This window comes from Kitasatospora sp. NPDC092948, assembly GCF_044754805.1.
Lineage (GTDB): Bacteria > Actinomycetota > Actinomycetes > Streptomycetales > Streptomycetaceae > Kitasatospora.
This window is the reverse complement of sequence record NZ_JBIVPU010000005.1, coordinates 1-18,424: the sequence shown is the minus strand read 5'-3', so window position 1 is coordinate 18,424 and position 18,424 is coordinate 1. Positions and strand designations below refer to the sequence as shown.

The following is an 18,424-nucleotide window of genomic DNA, read 5'->3' as shown; positions in this document are numbered from 1 at the left end:
TCGCGCGGCTCCGGCCGGCCGGGCCGGGAGGTTGTGGTGGTCGGTTTCCGCCTGCTGTCCCTCCCTTTGCATGTCCTCTGTTCGTGTGCGCGGTGAGTCGATGACGGCCGGACGGGGATTCGTACTGGGCGGTGCGACGCCCCGCGACCTCGCTCGGCCGATGGGCCCTTGGTGCTGTGACTGCCCGGGAACGCGACACTGTTGGGCTCGCCGGCCCGATGACACCCCGCAGCTCTGCGCCGTCGATCGCTCTCTTCCCCGCCGCACCGCCTGGCCGGGAGTGTGGTTTCGGTCGCGGCGTCCGGTCGGGGGCGTGGTTTCGGTCGCGGCGTGTCGGGTGCGCCGTTCGGGTCCGGCCGGCCTGGCGGGTCGGTTTTTCCGGGGACGGAGGCGGGTTGGGAGGAGGGGAGGGCTACGTTGGTGATCGCAGGGGGAACGTGGGTGAGGGGGTTCCGTGGCGGGCAGGAAGAGGCGGAGGAAGCCGCAGCCGGGGCGGCGGGGGACGGTGGCCGTAGGGCCCGACCGGCGCGCGGCGGCTCTGCTCGCCGCGGCCGGGCCCTGTGGGGTTCCGGCCGGGGTGAGCAGGCGCCGGCTCCGGATCGGCTGTGCCGTCCTGGGGGTGGCCACCGTGTCGGGCGTCGTCGTTCCCGCGCTGCTGGAACGCGCCGGCGCGGCCCATGGCGGCGCTCAGTTCGCCGGGGCGCTAGCCGGTCTGGCCGGTGCGGTGCTCCTCGATTCCCGGCACGTCGCGGGTCGCAGTGTCAGCCACGGCCCCGGTCTGCACTGGGTCACCGCCCGGACGCCGACCGGTGTGCGGACCCTCGACCTCACGGCCCTGGTGCGGATACGGCGCTGCCGCTTCCCCGGTCGTTACCGAGGATGGGACAAGCTCTGGCTCACCGACGCGCGGGGGGTTTCGCTGCGGGTCGACGAGCCGGAGGTCCTCGCGCGTGTCGCCGCCCTCCTCGCGCCGCCGCACCCGGGCGGCCGGCCGGAAGCCGGCGGACCGGCCACCGCGACGGCACGGGTCTCCCGCCATGCGGCGGTCCGCCTGGGCCTGGCGGCCCGCTCCGGGCCCCGGCGCGTGGTGCGCGGCTGCGTCGATCTGCTGCTGGCGGTCTGCCTGCCCGGCGCGGCGGCCGTGCTCGGGCTCCTGGCCACTCGGCTCCTCGCCACGGCCTGACGGCAGGCGTCTGACGGCGGGCGTTTGACGGTCTGAAGGCCGCCGCTCCGTCGGGCGCCCCCGCCCACGGCCTCGTCGGGCGCCCGCGCGGCCCTGCCGGCAGCACCTGTCGAGCCGACCGGTCGGAGCCCCGTGGACCTGCCGCGGCAAAACCCGCCGCTGACGCCCCGTACGCGCCGAACTCGCCCGGCGAACCCCCGGACACCTGCACGGTGCGTACCGATCAGCAGTCAGCAGTCAGTGGTTGACCTGTGCGCCGTGGGTCTCCTGGAACGCCCCGGACAGCACCGGGCAGACCCGGGGGGCAAGGCTGACCGCACCCCACTGCTCGGCCTGCTCGAACCGGCCCTGCGAGCCGAAGGCGGCGCTCTCCTCGACCCGTTCGAGTTCGGCCCCGATCGCCCGGCGGCGCCGGGCGTCAGAGGACGCATCGGGTTCTCCCGCGGCCGTGTCCGGCGCGAGGCCGTGGCCGGTGCGGTGTCCGGGCAGCGGCAGGTCCGGGTTCTCCCGCGACCCCTGCGCGCTCCTCGAGTGGGTCGCCCGCGTGCGGTCGGGGTGGGCGGGTGGCGCTGTGGGACGTGACGTACCGCCGGGGCAGGGACGTCGTCGGCCGTGCCGGCGCCCTGTACGCCAGGCCCGGCACGGTACGCCCGGCCCGGCCCGGCATGGTCGTCTGCTTCGGACCGGCGGCGTCGTCCCGACCGGGCGGCGGATGCGGCTCTGCCGCGGCGGGACCGGCGACCGGCCTCCTCAAAGGGGCCGCCTCACCGGCCCCGTCGAGCACCCCGCCGGCCGGGAGCGCTGCCTCGCACCGCGCGTCCCGGGCCGGGCCGGACCCGCCGCTGCAACGGACGGGGCCGGCCTCTGAACGCGGCCGCGGGAACCCTCGCTCCGGCCCTTCATCCGGGGCGAGGGCGCGCGCACGGCCGTCGCGCCGTGCCGGCCGGCCCGGGGCCGTGTCCTTGCCGCGGTGGCGGGAAATCCCCGGGCCGGTCTTCGTGGGTTCCTCGGCCCGGCCGGTCGCGGGCTGTCGCGCGCCGCTCGCGAACCACGGCGCCCCGCCGCACGCATGCGGCCATGAGTGAGATGCCTGTGCGGCCGAAAATGTTGTACTTCCAGCGGTGTTCTATGCTGACTTCCCTGTTGGGAGGTGTGTGGTGTCTGAGATTTTCGCGGCGGTCGACGCGCTGCTGGCCAGGGCGAGGGACGGCGGGGACCTGCCGGAGCCGGCCGAGCGGGAGCGGCTGCGCAAGGCCGCGGGCCTGACCCAGGTCGAGGTGGCCGAGGCCCTGAGCACCCGGCGGGAGACGTTCGCGAAGTGGGAGAGCGGCGCCGCCCGGCCCCGCGCGCCCAAACGCGGCGCCTACGCGTTCCTGCTCGCGGGCCTGGCCGACATCCACGGCACCCGGGGCCCGGACGGCTGGCTCACCCTCGCCCGCCAAGCCCGCCCCCACACCACCGCCGACCAGCCCGCCGACGAGGGGGAGTGACCCGCTGATGGACCGCAAGACGTACACCGCCCAGCTCGCCGGCCTGCGCGAGCTGCGCGCCGGGATCACGGCCGCCGAGAAGACCGTCGCCGCCGCGCAGAAGGAGCTGGACAGGCTCACCGCCCAGCGCGCGCGCAAGGTGGCCGGGCTCGCGGGGTACGAGGGCGCCCAGGCCGCGGCGGTCGCGAAGGCCTCCGGGCTGTCGGTCGGCGACGTGGTGCGGATCGCCCCGCTGCTGGACCCGACCCCGGCGGCCGTCCGCGCCGCCCGGGCCGACGACCGGGCCGATGCCGATGCCGCTACTCATGTCCCGGTCCCGGAGGCCGAGTTGGCCGATGGGCCCGCTGTCGTGGTCGCGCTGTCGCTGGCCCGCCCGGCGCCCGTGCCCGAGCAGCCGGCCCCGGCGGCCGTCCGCGCCGCCCGGGCCGACGACCGGGCGGATGCGGATGCTGATGCCGTTGCTGCTGCCGTTGCCGCCGCGCCCGCGTCAGGGACGGAGTCGGCCGATGGGCCCGCTGTCGTGGTCGCGCCGTCGCTGACCCGCCCGGTGCCGGTCCTCGAGCAGCCGGTCTCGGCCGGGACGGCCGTCGAGGTGCCGGTCGGGGCCGGGGAGCAGGACGTGGTCGAGCAGCCCCCGGTCGTCCCGTTGGCCGAGGTGCCGTCCGTGGTCGCGGTCGTCCCGGCCCCCGTCGTCGCGCGGCCGGCCCCGGCCACCCCCGCTGCTGCGCCATCCGTCCCGACTGTCCCGGCCGCTCCGGCCGCTCCGACTGTCCCGGTCGCCCCGGTGGCTTCGGTCGTCCCGGTCGCTCCGGTCGCTGCCGTGCCGCGTCCGGTGGTCGAGGCCGGTCCGCGTGAGCTGCCCGCCCTCCCGGAGGGCCCGGCCGCCGTACGGTTCGAGGCGGTGACCACGGGCCTGGTCTCCAAGCGCCCGAACTTCGTCCAGCAGGCCCGCGCGACGGTGTTCCTGGACGCCGCGACCGGCGACCTCGCCGTGCGCGACCGCGTGGTGCGTCTCGGCCTCGGCGCCCGCACGCCCGGGGAGATCCTGGACGCCGTCCTGGCCGCCGCGCCCGGTACGGAGCGGGTCTACATCACCGCCGGCGCGCCCTGGCACGACGGTGCCGAGCGGTACCCCACGCTCAAGGACGCCGTCGCCGCGTGGCTGAACACCCCGTCCGAGCGGTGGACGACCGCCGTCGGCGCCGGCCGGGACAGGCTCGCCGGGCACTTCGTCCACCAGCGCCAGCCCGTCGGCCGCTACGCCCCCGCGAGCGCGCCGGACGGGCCGGTCACGGAGGTCCGGAGCATGGGGGAGTGGTTCGATCCGGACGGCGCGGACGTCGTGACCTGCCGTCAGGCGTTCACGCTGCTGTGGCAGGCGCTGCGCCGGCACTGGGACGACGCGGTGCTGATGGGCTCGCCGTCGCAGACCGGCCGGGACCTGTGGTCGCGCACGATCCCGACGACGGGCAAGTGGGCCGGCGGCTACCCGGTGCTGTCCGAGGAACTCCGGGGGCTGCTGCACGCGACCGGCGGCCAGGGCCGCACCGAGCTGGTCCTGCCGCCGCGCGTCCCGGAGCAGCTGCCCGCCCTGGTCGAGTACGACCGGACCTTCGCCTACGCCAAGCACCTGTGGAAGTCGCCGGTCGGCGTGCCGCGCCGGATCACCGCCGCCGCGTTCGCCGCGATGACCGAGCAGGAGCAGACCAAGGCGCTGATGTCCTGCTCGCACTGGAACGTCCGCGTGACCGTCCCGGCCGGCTGGCAGCACGTCGGCCTGCTGCCGGCCCCCGTCACCGGCGACCGCGCCTGGACCTACCCGGCCGCGCCCGGCGCCACCTTCACCACCTGGGCGGGCGGCGCGGAGGTCCACCTCGCCCTCGCCAACCACATCGCACCGTGGAAGGTCGAGATCCTCGGCGGCCTACTGTTCGAGGACGGCAAGCCCCTCGACGAATGGGGCAAGCGCCTCAAAGCCGCGTGGGCGGACCTGACCAACCTCTCCAAGCTGCACGGCGACGAGCGCCAGCGCACAGCGGCCTACCTCGCGTCCCGCGCCGTCCGCTCCGTGCTGCTGTTCGGCCTCGGCGGCTTCGCCCAGCGCCCGCGCCTGGTCTCCGGCACCACCCCCATCGGCGAGGCGCTCCCCGCCGGGGCGGAGATCCTCGGCCAGGACGACACGGTGGTCACCTGGCAGCGCCGGGCCGGCTTCTCCCGCGACCCCTACGCCCACCCCGAGTGGGCCGCCTACGTGTGGTCCGGCGCCCGCGCCGCCCTGCTGGACATGAAATACCGCCAGGGCAAAGAGATCATCGGCCACGCCGGCGCCCTCCACGCCAGGCCCGGCACCGTCGTCTACTTCGGCACCGACGGCATCGCCCTGACCGAGCGCCAGATGTGGCCCTACCGGGGAGAGCCGGGCGACTACCTCTTCAAGGGCCACCTCACCGGCCCCGTCCAGCACCCCGCCACCCAGGAGCAGTACCTGAAGCTGCGCGCCCTGGGCCGCGCCGAACTCACCGCCACCGAGAACGGGACCGACCGGTGAGCCCGGCCGACCCGAACCAGCCGAACGAAGCCGCCCGCCTCACCCAGGAACTCATCGACCACGGCTACACCAAACGCCAGATCGCCAAGATGCTCGGCCGCGACGCCTCCCTGATCTCCCAGTTCTTCACCAAGGGCAAAGGCGCGAGCATGGTCGCCGCACTGCGCCAGCTGGTCCGCGCGGTACGCGGCGGCGAACGCGACACCGAGACGCTGTCCTCCATCGCCGGGGCGAACACCAGCCGCCGCCGCACCAGGACCGGCCAGAAAGCGCGGGTGCGCGGCAAGGACACCGTCGGCGAGGCGGGCGCGTCGATGGCCGGCCGCGCCGGACGACAGGCCATCAGGTCCGGCGCGAGCCACCTCGCCCCGGTCGTCCACGCCACCGGCCAGGCGGGCGGCCGCCTCGCCTTCACCGTCCGGATGAAAGCCGACCAGTACGTCCACAGCGCGGGCTCGGAGAAGGACTCCGGCGGCATCCGCCGCGGCTTCGTACCCCGCTCCGACGGCACCGAGGAGCGCACCTACGGCTCCGCCAGCACGGGCGGCTTCGACGCCGCCGAGTGGTCCCGGCGGGTCGCCGACCACCACGGCGACGTCACCGAGGCGATGCGCGAATGGCTGGTGGAGACCGGCCGCGCCGTCCAGGACGCCGACATCGCCTACCTCGAAGTCCGCGGCTGGATCCCCGAGGAGAACCAGTGAGCCCCGAACAGACCCCCCACCACCGCCCCGGCCCCGCTGAGCACAGAGAGCCGCGCCGCCAGACCGCCGAACCGAAGGACAACGGCCACACCACCGGCCGGACCGCCCGAAACCCCCGCACCCCACCCGGCACAACCCGCCGGCCCCCCACCACACCCACATGCGAACCCGGGACACCCGACCCCGACCGCCCGACCTGGCTCACCGGCACCGACGACAAACTCACCCTGCTGCGCCGGGCCGCCCAGGCACGCGGCGTCGTCCTCGACGCGGCCGCCCCGCCCACCGAAACGGACGCCCAGGAGCTGACCGACGAGCTCGCCGACCTGCTCCTCAGCGGAGACGGCTTCGAGGCCGACTGGGAGATCACCCAGTTCGGAGACCTGGTCGAGAGCCTGATCGACGCCCTCAACCGCTACGCCTACCCCGACTGAACAAAGCCCCGGCCCGCCGACCCGCCTGCCCGCCGCCCGGCCACCCCGCACCGCCCGGCCGACGAAGGAGAAGCACCACCGTGGAGACCGCCTCCGCCACCGTCGACCGGGACGCGCCGGCCGTCCGGCGTGCCCGGGCCGTGCCGCAGCTCCCGGCACAGCCGCCCGCCGTCACCACCACCGCCGCGGTGAACCCGCTGCCGTTGCACGGGTTCCAGAAGGACGCGGTGGCGGCCGCGGTGCGTGAGGTGAGGGACGGCGGCCGCGCCACGGTGGTCGCGGCGACCGGCTCCGGCAAGACCCTGATCGCGGCCGGCTGCGCCCGCCGTCTGGCCGCTCGGGGCCGGGTGCTGGTCCTGGTGCCGACGATCGAGCTGCTGGAGCAGACCGCCGAAGCCTGGTCGCTGCGGGGCGGGCGCCGGGGGCTGGCGGTGGCGGCGTGTTCGAGGGAGGAGGCGCTGGAGAGCGCGGAGGCCGGCGGACGGATCCACGCCGAGGTGACCACCCAGGCCGCCCGGATCACCGACCTCGTCGCCAAGGAGAAGGCGGGCGAGCCGGTGACGGTGTACGCCACCTACGCCTCGCTGGAGCGCATCGTCCAGGCCCACCGGCAGTTCGGCCTGCCCGCCTGGGACCTCGTGATCATCGACGAGGCCCACCGCACCGCCGGCTCGGACGGCAAGGCCTGGGCGGCGGTCCACGACGACGACCAGGTCCCCGCCGCGCGCCGGCTGTACTTCACCGCCACCCCGCGGATCGCGGACGACCGGCGCGCGAAGGACGGCCTGGCCGACCTCGCCCCCGCCGGCACCGCCCCGGACAGCGACCGCCAGGCCCTGCCGGCGCTCTGCTCGATGGACGACGAGACGATCTACGGCAAGACCGTGTTCACCTGGACCCTCGGACAGGGCATCGAGCACGGCTACCTCGCCGACTACCGCGTCCTCGTCCCGGTCGTCACCGACGAGGACCTGCGCGAGCTGCTCAACCTCCCCGCCGTCGCCGACCTGCGCGCCCAGCGCACCAACGAGGAACTGCTGCGCCTCGCGTTGCAGATCGCCGTGCTGCGCGCGATCGCCGACCTCGCACTGCGCCGCGTCATCACCTTCCACTCCCGGGTGTCCGCGGCACGGGAGTTCGCCGACACCCTGCTGGAAACCGCGGAACTGCTGCCCGACGCGGAGCGCCCGGAGCGGATCTGGGCGAAGGCGGTCGCCGGCGCCGACCGCCTCAAGGACCGCCGCGCCGCCTTCACCGAGTTCAAGGCCCACACCGGCGAGGACGGCGAGGAGTGCGGCATCCTCTGCAACAGCCGCCTCCTGACGGAAGGAATCGACGTCGCCGCCGTCGACGCCATCTGCTTCGCGGACCCCAAGTCCTCGGTCATCGACATCGTTCAGGCCGTCGGCCGTGCGCTGCGCCAGTCCTACCGGCAGGGCAAGGTCTCCTGGGTCGTCATCCCGGTCTACCTCCCGACGCCGGAGGTCGGCGACGACACGGCGGCCGCGGACCCGTCCGAGGTCCACGACGCTGGCGAGGCCGTGAAGGCCGAGGCCGACACCGAGATCGAGGCCTCCTCGTTCCGCACCATCTGGCGGGTCCTGCGCGCGCTCGCGGCGCACGACGCGCGGGTGGTCGGCCGGATCACCGAGCTGCGCGCCTCCCGCTCGCAGGGCGCCGCGCACACCACCACGACCACAGCTGCCACCGAGGCCGGGGAGAGCGGGCAGCAGCCGGCCCCGGCCGAGTCGCCGATCGAGTGGCTCAAGATCAACGCACGGCAGCACGCCGCACAGATCCTGCAGACCGTCAAGCTCCGCGCGTTCAACCCGCGTGCGACCGAGTGGCAGCGGATGCACGCCGTCGCCACCGCGTTCCACCTCCAGCACGGCCACCTCGACCCCACAGACAGGACGAAGCACGCGGAGCTGATCTCCTGGCTCGCCCGCCAGCGCCACCTGAACGGCCAGGGCCTGCTCGACCCGGCCCGCGTCTCGGAACTGGACGCACTCGGCATGATCTGGTCGAAGAACGCGGGCGCCTGGGAGCGCGGCTACGCCCACGCCGCCGCGTTCCACCGCCGGCACGGCCACCTCGCCATCCCCGCGACCGCCAAGCTCGACGACTACGCGGTGGGCGCGTGGATGCGCCGCCAGCGCAAGGCCGAGAATCTCACCGCGGACCAGGTCGCCAAGCTGGACGTGTTGGACGAGCTGTGGCGGCTGGAGCCGGACTGGAACCGCTCCTACCGCCGCCTGCTCGCCTACCTTGCCGCCGGCGGCGCCCTCGACGGCCCCGTCAACCGCACCGGCCTCGGCGACGACCCCGCGTTCCGCCCCGGCACCTGGCTGCGCAAGCAGGCAAAGGCCCGCACCGAAGGCAAGCTCACCTCCCGGCAGACCGTCCTCCTTGAAGCCCTCCGGAGCTGACGCCGCCGCCCCGAGCGACATGAAGCGAAGGGGGAACTCGCCGTGGACGAAGACCAGCACGACGAGTGCTTCCCACTCGCGGCAATGCCCCGGTCCTGCGGGCTGCGACTTCCATGGCTCGGCTCTGTTCCGGCCCGCAGTTCAGGCACGGCGATGTGTAGGTCGGCTGGTCGGCTCCGGGCAGCCCGGTCTCGCGCGCACCGTTGCGACTCCGACCGTCGGCTTGCCGGGGTGGGCGCGGCGGGCGTCCGGGGCGAGCGCGGAGTGGCGCGGCGGGGTGGGGGACCACATATTGGTGCGCATGCTGGCGAAGTGCTCGACAGTTCGTTCGCTCCGGTGCGCGTGTGGGCGCCACTGCATGTCACGTTTCTCAGGAGAGGTGTTCGTCCGGTGATCCCTGTCCATGATCCGGCCGCGCGCCGCGCGCAGGCGGCCACCGGTGTGGCCTGCGCCGCCGCGCTGGTCCTCGCCCTCACCACGCCGACGGCGTTCGCTGCCCAGGCGCCCCGCCGGGGCCCCGGCGGCCAGGAGCGGGGGCGTCCGGCCGGCCCGGCCGGTCCTCGGGCGGGCGGCAGCGAGGTGTACACCCAGCCGGGCCAGTACCTGTTCACCGTCCCGGAGGGGGTGAGCGAGCTGACGGTCTACGCCCTGGGCCCCGGCGGCTTCGGTGGCCCGGGTTCTGGCGGTGGTGGCGGCGGGGGAGGCGGCGGCGGGGGCAGCTATGTCACCGGCCCGGCCGGCGGCGGTGGCGGAGGCGCGGGGGGCGGCGGAAACGGGGCCGGTGGTGGAGGGGGCGGTGGTGGAGGGGCCTTCGTGGTGTGCAGGGTCCCGGTGCCGGTCCTCGGTACGACCATGCTCGCCGTGCAGGTGGGCAGCGGTGCGCGCGGCGCCGGCGCGGGTGGCGGCGCGGGTGGGGCCGGCGGTGCGGGAGGCCGCGCCGACAACGGGCTGCAGCCCAGCACGCCCGGCCGCGCGGGAAGCGGCGGTTCGACTGGCGGCAGTGGCAGCGCCCCCGGGCAGACGGCCGTCACTGGCGGCGACTTCTTCGTCGGCGCCGGCGGCGGTGCTCCAGGGATGTCGTCCTCGCCCGGGGAAGGCGGCGGCGGAGGCGGGCAGGGCGGGCGCGGGAGCGGGGCGAAGGGCGGCGCCGGGGGCCCGGGCGGCGCCTCGCGGAACGGCGGCGCGGGCGGCGCGGGCGGCGCGGGCGGCCCCGCCGCCACCTGTGACGGCGGGACTGCCCTCGCCCAGAGCGCCGGCCTGGCCGGCAGCTCCGGCAGCCCGGGTGAAAACGGGGAGCCGGGTGTCACCGGTGGCCCCGGCGAGCCCGGAAAGGCGGGGTACGGCGGCTACGGCGGGCAGGGGGGCGAGGGCGGGCAGGGGGGCGAGGGCGGCAGAGGCGGTACAGGCGGTGCGCCCGGCAAAGCGGTGGCCGCTCTGCCCGCCGGGGCCGGCGTCGGCGGATCCGGCGGGCAGGGCGGCAACGGCGGTACGGGCGGCATGAGCGGCCACGGCGGCGCGCCCTCCCCCAACCCCGCGAGCGAGGCGGGCTTCGCCGGCGACGCCGGGAACGTCGGCGCCAGCGGCCTCGACGGGGGCCCCGGGTACGTCCTCATCACCTGGTGACCTGCGACGGCCCCCGCGGCCGTCGCCCGGCGAACTGGTAGGAGCAGCAGGCCGGCCGGAGCGGGTCGGGGCGGGCCTCAAGCGGACAGAACCCGTTGCCCTCCTGGTCGGCCGGGAGGTGCGAGGACTCCCCCGGGCGGGCGCCGAGCGCCATGAGGCGTTCGAGTTCGGCGTCCGTGTCGTGGTCGGTGGGGTTGACGTCGATGTGCGGTCGGGGCTTGCTCTTCTCCGGCTCGTCCCTGCGGCCGAGGATGATCGTCGGGCGGCTCGTCACCGACGACGCGGCCGGCTACAAGCCGCTGCTGGACCTGCCCGCCGACGCGGACGGCCGCCCTGCCCGAGCGCCGGCCCTTTTCCCGTGCCGGCGCTCGGGGACGGGGCCGGACCCGCTGTGCAACCGGCGCCGCCGGCCTGCCCGGCACCCCGGCCGCCGCGCCCGATCGCGGCCTGGGACAGTGCTGGGACAACCCTGTCCCAGCGCTGTCCCACCGGCGCCCCAGCACATCCGGAATGTCCGTTTTGCTGGGGCGGTCCCAGGTCATTTCCCCCGGTGACGGCGTTTCGTCCTGCACCTGGGACGGAGCTGGGACAACCTGCCGACTGCGGTGTCCTTCGACAGGCGGCCTTGACCGGTTGTCGCCCGATCCTGACAGGTGCCGGGTTTCTGCCGCCTGATCTTGACGGGGGACGGGGGGTGTCGGCTGCCGCCGTGCCGGCCCGCGCATCACCGGGCCTGCCCGGGGGCCGCGTCCACGGAAAACGGCTTGAGGGGAGAGCGGGCGGGCGGCAGGCTTGCGCGGTGATCCATGAGCTGGCCCCCGGCCACCTGAGCTGGGAGGACGTAGATCCTGCCCGGCATCCCTTCGACGCCGCCGCCGCACTGGAAGTGGTGCGTTCTCTCGGGCCGGCCTCGCGCGTACCCCCGCGCCCCGACCTCTCCTTGGCCGATCGGGCGATGACCGCGTGGAGCTACGGGGAGGGCAGGCCGTGGGCCGACGCGATGTCCCACGCCCTCGTCGAGCACTACGGCCGCTGGGCCGTGGGCTGGCGCTGGGCACACGACGAGGGCGACTTCGACGGCGGGCCGGTGGGGAGCTGGTGCTGTCCCAGGGACTCGATCACCACGGCGCAGGAGACGCCGGTGCGGGTCGTTGTTGCGTTGTCCGAGTGGCGTGCGTGGTTGGAGAGTCTTGCCGGGCGGTTCGAGGGGTATCCGCTGGGGCTCGTCTCGGTCGGGGGCAGCGGATCCTGTGGGAGCGCGCGGTTCGCCATCTGGTCCTGCAGGTGGCCGACCGTACGGGGGGCGGCAGCGGCTGGTACGGGCACTGCCACCAGGTGCTCGTCTGGGTCCTCGCCCGCTGGGGAGTCGAGCCGCCGGTCGCACAAGCCATGGTGGAGCAGGCGATCGGCGGGCGGTTCAAGAGCTGGACGGCCCCCGACGTGCTACTGGTCGAGGACATCGCCGAGCGGCTCTCGATGTCGCTGCGGCCGGACCACGGGGTGCGCTCCGACCCGCCCCTTCGGGACCACCTGCAGAGCTGGCTCGCCACGCGTGCGACTGTGCCCTGGCAGGAGTGCCCCGCCGACGACGGTCGACCAGTGACCGCGGCGCGGGACGGCGCGGCCGAGGACATCCGCGCCTTCGACCACGCGGTGGACCCCGCTCGCGCCCAGGGCATGCTCGCCGCACTCGGCCTGGCTCGGGACGGCGCCGCGCGCGGTGCCGCACTCGACTTCGAACTTCTCCGCGGATGGCAGCGGCACGTCCTGGACACCGCTCAGCCGCCACCGTTCCGCAGCGCGCCCGCGTTCGCGAAAGAAGGCCGGGAACGCTACGGCATCGGCCCGGACACCCGTGCCCTGATGGATTCCTGCCTGGCCGAAAGCGCCTCCCACCCCGACGACAACCCCCTGCCCATCACCGCCCGCGCCGCCCGCGCCGCCCGCGCCTACCTCGACGTCTGCTTCTTCCACCCCTTCGACGACGGCAACGCCCGCGCCGCCTTCCTCGCCCTCGTCTTCGTCCTGGCCCGCGAAGGCATCACGCTCGACGACGTCCTGCTGCTCCGGCGCATCTCCTTCCAGGCCGACGATCCGCAGGACGGCCTGATCCTCGCCCGGTACATCGACAGCCACATCAAGGAGACCCGCCGCAACTCGGCTCTTCCCCCGCAGGGGTAGCGGGACGGCTGTGAGATCCGGCCGACGACCGCGGGGAGCGCCCTGGCCCGGCCGGTCGAACTCACATGTCAATCGGTCAAGGTCACCTGTCAAAGGTCAAACCCCGATCCGGTGCCCTCGGCGGCGGGCGGCTGCTTCGGCGCCGTCTCGGCCGCTTTGCGGGTCTGGGGGTCTGGGGGTTCGGGTGGTCGGTCGGCGGGCCGAGTGGTTCGGTGGCCGTCGCCGTCGCTGTCGCCGTCGTCGCCGGTGCCTCGACCGTGTGCAGCCGGACGGGCTGGGCTGCCGCGCGGCGGCCGGGTCGACGTCGCCGCTGTCGCCGGTGGGGAGCAGGGGGCCGGGCGTGTGCCCGGTGCCCGGGCGGAGGAGGAGCTCGTCCCGGTTCGGCCGCTTTCGGGCCGCGGAGGTCGCGGCCGCCCGGGCGGGCCGGGCTGGTCGTCGGTGTCTACGGTGCTCCGGCGTGCTTGCCGTCCATCGGATCAAGCCAAATTGATCTCCTGGCGACCAGAATTCCACCGGATCAATTACGGACTTTACGGAAAATATCCATACGATAGGCGATCGGATCAACATCTTTAAAGATTGACTATCCAAGTTTGAGTGCACAGCATTAATCATCTCGGCGGTGCCGGCCCCGTTAAGGCGCCGTACTGGTTACGTCCTGGAAAGGCATGCCCATGCGCAAAGCACTGTCCATGACCCTGGCCGCCGCGGCACTCGCCGTCAGCGGTTCGCTGATCGGCGCCGGCTCCGCCGGCGCCGCCACCTCCGGCACTGCCCAGGCGACCGCCGCGCAGAATCTGAGCGGCCGCTCCATCTGCTACAAGGCCTACGTTCAGGACGACGCCTGGCAGAACTTCGTTGCCTGCAACGGCGCCATGGCCGGCACCACCAGCCTGGCCAAGCAGGTTGAGATGCTCAACTTCGCGACGTCCGGCACGGGGGGCTTGTGTGCCCGTGCTCACGTCTCCGACGTCGGCTGGCAGTCCTGGGTCTGCGTGGCGGACGGCCAGGACCTGTACATCGGCACCCAGCACCAGAACCGGGCGATCGAAGCTGTCGAGCTCCAGATCGGCAACGGCACGGTGTCGGCCAACGCGCACCTGCGCAACGTCGGCTGGCAGGGCTGGGCGACCGGTTCTTACATCCAGGTCGGCACAACCTTGCAGGCGCGTCCGATGGAGGCGATCGAGGTCGTCGTCTAAGGGCTGTCCCGTAATTGATCGCCACCGGTGGCTGGGCAAGCCTCGTCCACCGGTGGCAGACCCGGGCTATGCAGCCTGGAGGAGATTGTGGAGGCGGGCGATGCCGAGCATGGCGTGGTGGACGCCATCGCCCTTGAGACGGCAGTCGCGAAGGATCTTCCATGCCTTCATCCGGGCGAAGACGTGCTCGACGCGGGCCCGGACCCGCTTGTGGTCGCGATTGTGTTCGGTCTGCCATTCGGTGAGCTCGCCGCCCTTGGGCCGGCGGTGCGGGATCACGAGACCGGTGCCGGGGTAGCCTCCGTCGGCGATGGTGGTGGTCCGGCCGACGGCGGCCTTGGCGCCGGATTCCGCCCATGCCTTGCAGTCGTTGCGGTTGCCCGGGACCGGGGTGCCTACCGCGACGACCAGGCGGGTGTGAGCGTCGACGACGACCTGATGGTTGGTGGAGTACCTGTAGTTCTTCGACTTCTCCGCGATGGTGTGGTCGCGAGTGGGGACGAGGGTGCCATCGACGATCAGCACGGTGTCCTTGCGGAACCGGCGCCGGGGCTTGAGCGCAAGCAGGGGGCCGACGTGGTCGATGATCCGATCGGCCGCCGACTTGGACACGCCGAACAGCGGCGCGAGCTGCCGTAGCGTCAGGTTGGTCCGCCAGTAGGCCGCGACCAGCAGGACCGGGTCCTCCAGCGGAAGGCTCCAGGGCCGGCCCGGCCGCACGATGTCAGCGCCCTCTCGCCGCAGCATCGTGATCAGCTTGCCGAAGTCGCGCGGGCTCAGCCCCGTGAACGGGGATATCCAGGACGACTCCGACGCCGTGATCACACCAGCCATGGCGAGATCATCCCAGCCGTGATCACTGCTCCGGGAGCCAGCTCGTGGCACTCAAGAAGCTGGTGTCGGCAGCGGCCTACTTTCCAGGGCGTCGGCGAGGGCATCGTTCTGGTATCGGGTGAGGTTGAGTGCCCACAACACTGCCGATTCGTCCGAGTCCGGCTCAGTGTGCCGGTTGCTGCTGCCGCTCAAAGGGGAGTCGGCGCCACCACGGTTCCTGGCTGTGGGCCGCCTGTTCCGAAGGAGATGGTCCGCCGTGTGCTGGGCAGAGTCCTCGGGGGCTCCGACGGCTGTGAGCGCGGCGCTTACCCGTGCTGGCGCTGCCGGCGGCAGCTCGTCGTCAGCGAGCAGCGGCAGCAGGAGCAGGAATCGGGCCGAAATGTCGTACACGCCGGGTGCGGTCAGGTCCGGCGTCTCGGCGATGTGCACGATGTCGCGCCAGGACAGGCCCGGGCCGTACCAGTCGCCGTCAAAGCTGGACAGAACCTCCGTCCGAGGCCAATCCGCTTGGGTCAGCACGTAGTCGATCCCGAAGTCACCGATGAGGTTCCGGTAGACGACGACAGCGCTGTGACCGCCTTGGAACGGGATACGGAACGCCGGCCAGGCCTGGTCGTCCAGGAGGACTTCGGACAGGGCGTCCGTGTCGGCGCCGTCGTCACCGAACCACTCGGGTGCCGGCCGGGTCCCACCCGAGGTGAACCGGCACATGGCCAGGAGGTGATTGGACCAGAACCCGGCGCGCGAACACCGGTCCGCGCCGCCCCGGGGGTGGGCGATGGTGGTGGGTTCCCCGGTGTTCGGGCCACTGGGTGCTCGGCCACAGCGGCACCTCGTCCGCCTTTGGCCGCAGCGGCCGGGTGTCCACCGCCGGTACCGGGCCCGGACCGGATCGTGTGCAGCAGCGTGGGCCGGCCGGTGCGCAGCCCGGACGGCGAACGGCTGCCCGTCGGTGCTGGGCGCGGCGGTGACGAGCGTGACGTACGCGGTGGGGCGGGTGGTGTCCGAGGCGCGCTGCACCGTGCCGTGGACGGCTGCCGGGTGGTGGGGCGTCAGGGCGTCGGTGAGCAGCCGGCGCGGTCCGGTGCAGGCCGGCGGAGGCTGTTGCGGGGCAGCGGAGCGGGAGCAGGGGATCGGGTGCGTCGCGCCCCCGTCCATCAAGCACCCCGGCGGCTCCTACTACCTGGTGAGCACCCGTCAGGCTCATCGCTTCGATGACGTCTTCGGTGTCGGCGGCGGTCTGCGACGTGCGGGCTGATGGCGCATTCAGCGTTCGGGTGGTGGACCAGCTGATCTGGCGATTTGGTGAAGCCAGACGCGCGCAGCGTCAACTGCGCGATATAGCACCTGGTCGTCTGCCCCTGACCGTGTGGTCACGCCCGCCGCCCGGTTGATCCGCCCGTTAACCTCGCGATGTGTCCTCCCGGTCATGGCGACGAGTTTGTTGACCAGGTGGGACAGCTGATCTCTTGGTGGAATCCAGTCCTCTGGAGGGGTATCCCAGCGGTGGTTGTCCCAGTAGTCGTTGTAGCTGAGCTCCTCTCGGGCGGAGCAGGGGGCGCAGAACTCGAGGAGGCCGTCGACTTCAGTGGTGCCACATGACAGGCAGACGTAGCCATCGCAGTGGGCGCACAGGCACGACGCGCTGTCTGAGTCGCGACCCCACGCTTGTTCCTGCGAGACGCACCGGTTTATGCAGGGCTGCCGCACTGGTTGGAACGGTCGAGGAGTGGGTGCTTCGTCCGAAGCCCCGCGTTCGGCTCGCTGCGCTGCCCAGTGTGCCTGTAGCTCTGCGGATTGGCGTTTGCGAGCCTCTAGGCAGGCCGTCCATTCTCTCTGGGTCATGTGGGCGTGGCAGGCCGCGACTGCGGGTGGGAGGCCGTCGTAGGGTCCGGGCCATTCCGCTGCTTCCCTGCGGCAAGGCAGCCCCGTTGATTTCGTGAGGCGCGAGCATGTCGGCATGGTCAGCCACGTTAGCGAGCGGCTGGACGCCACTCGCAGCGACGGTACGAGGTGCCCTCGGCATCGCCCTGGCGTCATGGGTCGTATGGGGTGCACCAGATAGACGGAGAGGGACCGATGGTTGATCGGCCCCTCGTGGTTCAGCCTGCGCCAACAGGCGTTCCCGTGCTTGTGCGAGGCAACGGTCCGGATCAGAGACTGAGGTGCCAAACGATCAAGCTGCCACTCGCAAGAGAGCGGCTTCCTCATCATTGCAGAGATGATGCCCGCCCTGGCAGCGGAGCTGCCTGCCGTGTGTACAGCAGAAGACAAGGACTGAAAAACGATGCGCTGACCTGCGACTTTTCTTGAGATCAGGATTTTTCAGCTCAGACCCCCGAATGGTGTGTCCAGATTGTGAATAACCGCCTTCTGGTTTTTCACCTTCTGTACAGTGCGAATGGACAGGCCGTCGGCGAGTCGGGGACGATGATGCTGCCGCTGGATGGCGCCAACCGCCCAGCTGCCTAGGCATGGTCCGGATCGACCTGCAGCACATTGCTGCTCCAAAGACTCAAGAGGTGCATATGTCTCGCAAGAGGCGAACTGTTTCTCGGCGCGAAGCCGCGCCGATCTCCGCTCTCCTGCTGATCGTCTTCATCCTGGCGCTCCTGCTCAAGGGTTGGACGATCGCTGCAGCCGTTCAGGCGGCTGCAGCAGCCGGCCTCCTTGCGGCCGACTTGCGCCGCCGCTTGGCCTAGCCGTCGGATGATGCGGGGCTCCATTCATGAGGAGCCCCGCAGTCTTTGCTTTCCTGGGGAGAGAAGTGGGTAGGCCGACAGTTCCTTTGCCGTCCGACGGGGCGGATCCAAAAGTTGTTGATTTTGCTGCGGCCCTGCGCGTCCTGCGTCAGAATTCGGGGAATTTCACGCTGTCTGAGATGTCGCAGATGTGCGACGCGTCGGTCGCCTCGCTATCTGGAGCAGCCGGGGGAATGAGATTTCCGACATGGCGCACGACTAAGGCCTATGTCGAGGCATGTGGCGGCGAAATTGAGGAGTGGCGTCGGAGATGGGAGGAGACGAGCAGGGATATCAGATATAAGAACAATCATGCTGCTGTTCCGTTGGGCGATCTCACTGCGGAGACCAGGCGCAGAGCCTCGTGGGGCAAGACCTGGAAGCGCTGGCAGCGAACCGGGAGCATGACGCCGCCGCACCGGGCCTCTTCGTCTCTTGACCTTCGACTTTCCATGGAATCGCTCCGACAGTACAGGTCCCTCTCTCTTCGTGAGGTCGCTCGAGGCTCCAGGTATTCGCACTCGGCGATTGCTGCGGCCATATCCGGAGCGAGGCCGGTCAATGTTCTGCTGCTGGTTTCCTATCTTCAGGCATGCGGTGTGGATAATTTTGCCGACGTGACCAAATGGCTTCAGCTATTGGCTATGGCCCATCCGGGCGAGGTGCCCAAGGTGGAGCGCGAAATTGGAAGGCTTGAGATCCTTTCGCTAGGGTATTCGGGGTGGGATCGGGAAGGATTGAAGGACGGTGCAAATCGTCGAATTCGAGAAGCTCAAACACTGAAGAAATCGGATGCCCTGCGGGCCTGGATTCTACGGAAGTCTCCAAAGGAAAAGAATGATATAATTCTCACCATCGTGAGGGAGACTCAGGTTTCTCTGCATCAGATCAACGGGTTGCTATATGATGAGCGCCCGCTTCCCGATCGCCTGGCAGTGCAGATTATGAAAGCCTTCAATCTGAGACCGCGTTTGAGATCTGCGGAAGAGTCGTAGACCGGACCGCTGCCGAAGGGCCGGCGGGCCCGTCGCGGTGATCGGTACGATCGACAGGTC

Annotated in this window: 13 protein-coding genes and 1 pseudogene; 11 read left to right on the top strand and 3 right to left on the bottom strand. The window is 72.1% G+C overall.

Features of this window, described 5'->3' with window-relative positions:
• Positions 1–619 precede the first annotated feature (619 nt).
• The 7 genes from ACIQF6_RS17050 to ACIQF6_RS17020 all read left to right on the top strand — a co-directional run bounded on the left by ACIQF6_RS17050 (position 620) and on the right by ACIQF6_RS17020 (position 10,411).
• Complete coding sequence (locus tag ACIQF6_RS17050; protein ID WP_400895409.1) at positions 620–1,183, top strand: hypothetical protein; 564 nt, start codon at positions 620–622, stop codon at positions 1,181–1,183.
• A gap of 1,157 nt (positions 1,184–2,340) precedes the next feature.
• Complete coding sequence (locus ACIQF6_RS17045) at positions 2,341–2,673, top strand: helix-turn-helix domain-containing protein (RefSeq protein WP_400895406.1); 333 nt, start codon at positions 2,341–2,343, stop codon at positions 2,671–2,673.
• A 7-nt stretch (positions 2,674–2,680) separates the two neighbouring features.
• Positions 2,681–5,221 carry a hypothetical protein gene (locus tag ACIQF6_RS17040; protein ID WP_400895403.1) on the top strand — a complete coding sequence of 847 codons (2,541 nt, stop codon included), beginning with the start codon at positions 2,681–2,683 and terminating at the stop codon, positions 5,219–5,221.
• Positions 5,218–5,925, top strand: a complete 708-nt coding sequence (locus tag ACIQF6_RS17035; RefSeq protein ID WP_400895400.1) for a helix-turn-helix domain containing protein — start codon at positions 5,218–5,220, stop codon at positions 5,923–5,925. The genes ACIQF6_RS17040 and ACIQF6_RS17035 overlap by 4 nt, the downstream gene beginning before the upstream one ends.
• Positions 5,922–6,359, top strand: a complete 438-nt coding sequence (locus ACIQF6_RS17030; RefSeq protein ID WP_400895398.1) for a hypothetical protein — start codon at positions 5,922–5,924, stop codon at positions 6,357–6,359. The genes ACIQF6_RS17035 and ACIQF6_RS17030 overlap by 4 nt, the downstream gene beginning before the upstream one ends.
• Positions 6,360–6,439: 80 nt before the next feature.
• A complete protein-coding gene (locus ACIQF6_RS17025) occupies positions 6,440–8,788 on the top strand; it encodes a Helicase associated domain protein (protein WP_400895396.1) in 2,349 nt (782 codons plus the stop codon).
• Between the two features lie 390 nt (positions 8,789–9,178).
• Positions 9,179–10,411 carry a hypothetical protein gene (locus tag ACIQF6_RS17020; RefSeq protein WP_400895394.1) on the top strand — a complete coding sequence of 411 codons (1,233 nt, stop codon included), beginning with the start codon at positions 9,179–9,181 and terminating at the stop codon, positions 10,409–10,411.
• A gap of 58 nt (positions 10,412–10,469) precedes the next feature.
• Here ACIQF6_RS17020 and ACIQF6_RS17015 read toward each other — a convergent pair.
• Positions 10,470–10,676, bottom strand: a pseudogene (locus ACIQF6_RS17015) (VOC family protein); the annotation flags it as partial.
• 1,019 nt (positions 10,677–11,695) lie between these two features.
• Between ACIQF6_RS17015 and ACIQF6_RS17010 the strand changes: the two are divergent.
• Both ACIQF6_RS17010 and ACIQF6_RS17005 read left to right on the top strand, forming a co-directional pair.
• Positions 11,696–12,592, top strand: coding sequence for a Fic family protein (locus ACIQF6_RS17010; RefSeq protein ID WP_400895393.1), 897 nt, complete (start codon positions 11,696–11,698; stop codon positions 12,590–12,592).
• Positions 12,593–13,266: 674 nt separating this feature from the next.
• Positions 13,267–13,794: a hypothetical protein gene (locus ACIQF6_RS17005; RefSeq protein ID WP_400895390.1), complete on the top strand. Its 528-nt coding sequence runs from the start codon at positions 13,267–13,269 to the stop codon at positions 13,792–13,794.
• 66 nt (positions 13,795–13,860) lie between these two features.
• On the opposite strand, the gene ACIQF6_RS17000 is transcribed toward ACIQF6_RS17005, so the two are convergent.
• Complete coding sequence (locus tag ACIQF6_RS17000) at positions 13,861–14,628, bottom strand: transposase (protein WP_400895388.1); 768 nt, start codon at positions 14,626–14,628, stop codon at positions 13,861–13,863.
• Between the two features lie 51 nt (positions 14,629–14,679).
• Entirely contained in the window at positions 14,680–15,339 is a 660-nt protein-coding gene (locus tag ACIQF6_RS16995; RefSeq protein WP_400895384.1) for a hypothetical protein, read from the bottom strand.
• Positions 15,340–17,102: 1,763 nt separating this feature from the next.
• Here ACIQF6_RS16995 and ACIQF6_RS16990 point away from each other — a divergent pair.
• Both ACIQF6_RS16990 and ACIQF6_RS16985 read left to right on the top strand, forming a co-directional pair.
• The gene (locus tag ACIQF6_RS16990; protein WP_400895382.1) at positions 17,103–17,330 is read left to right on the top strand and encodes a hypothetical protein; all 228 of its coding nucleotides are present in this window, start codon (positions 17,103–17,105) and stop codon (positions 17,328–17,330) included.
• Positions 17,331–17,986: 656 nt separating this feature from the next.
• The gene (locus ACIQF6_RS16985) at positions 17,987–18,364 is read left to right on the top strand and encodes a hypothetical protein (RefSeq protein WP_400895380.1); all 378 of its coding nucleotides are present in this window, start codon (positions 17,987–17,989) and stop codon (positions 18,362–18,364) included.
• Positions 18,365–18,424 lie beyond the last annotated feature (60 nt).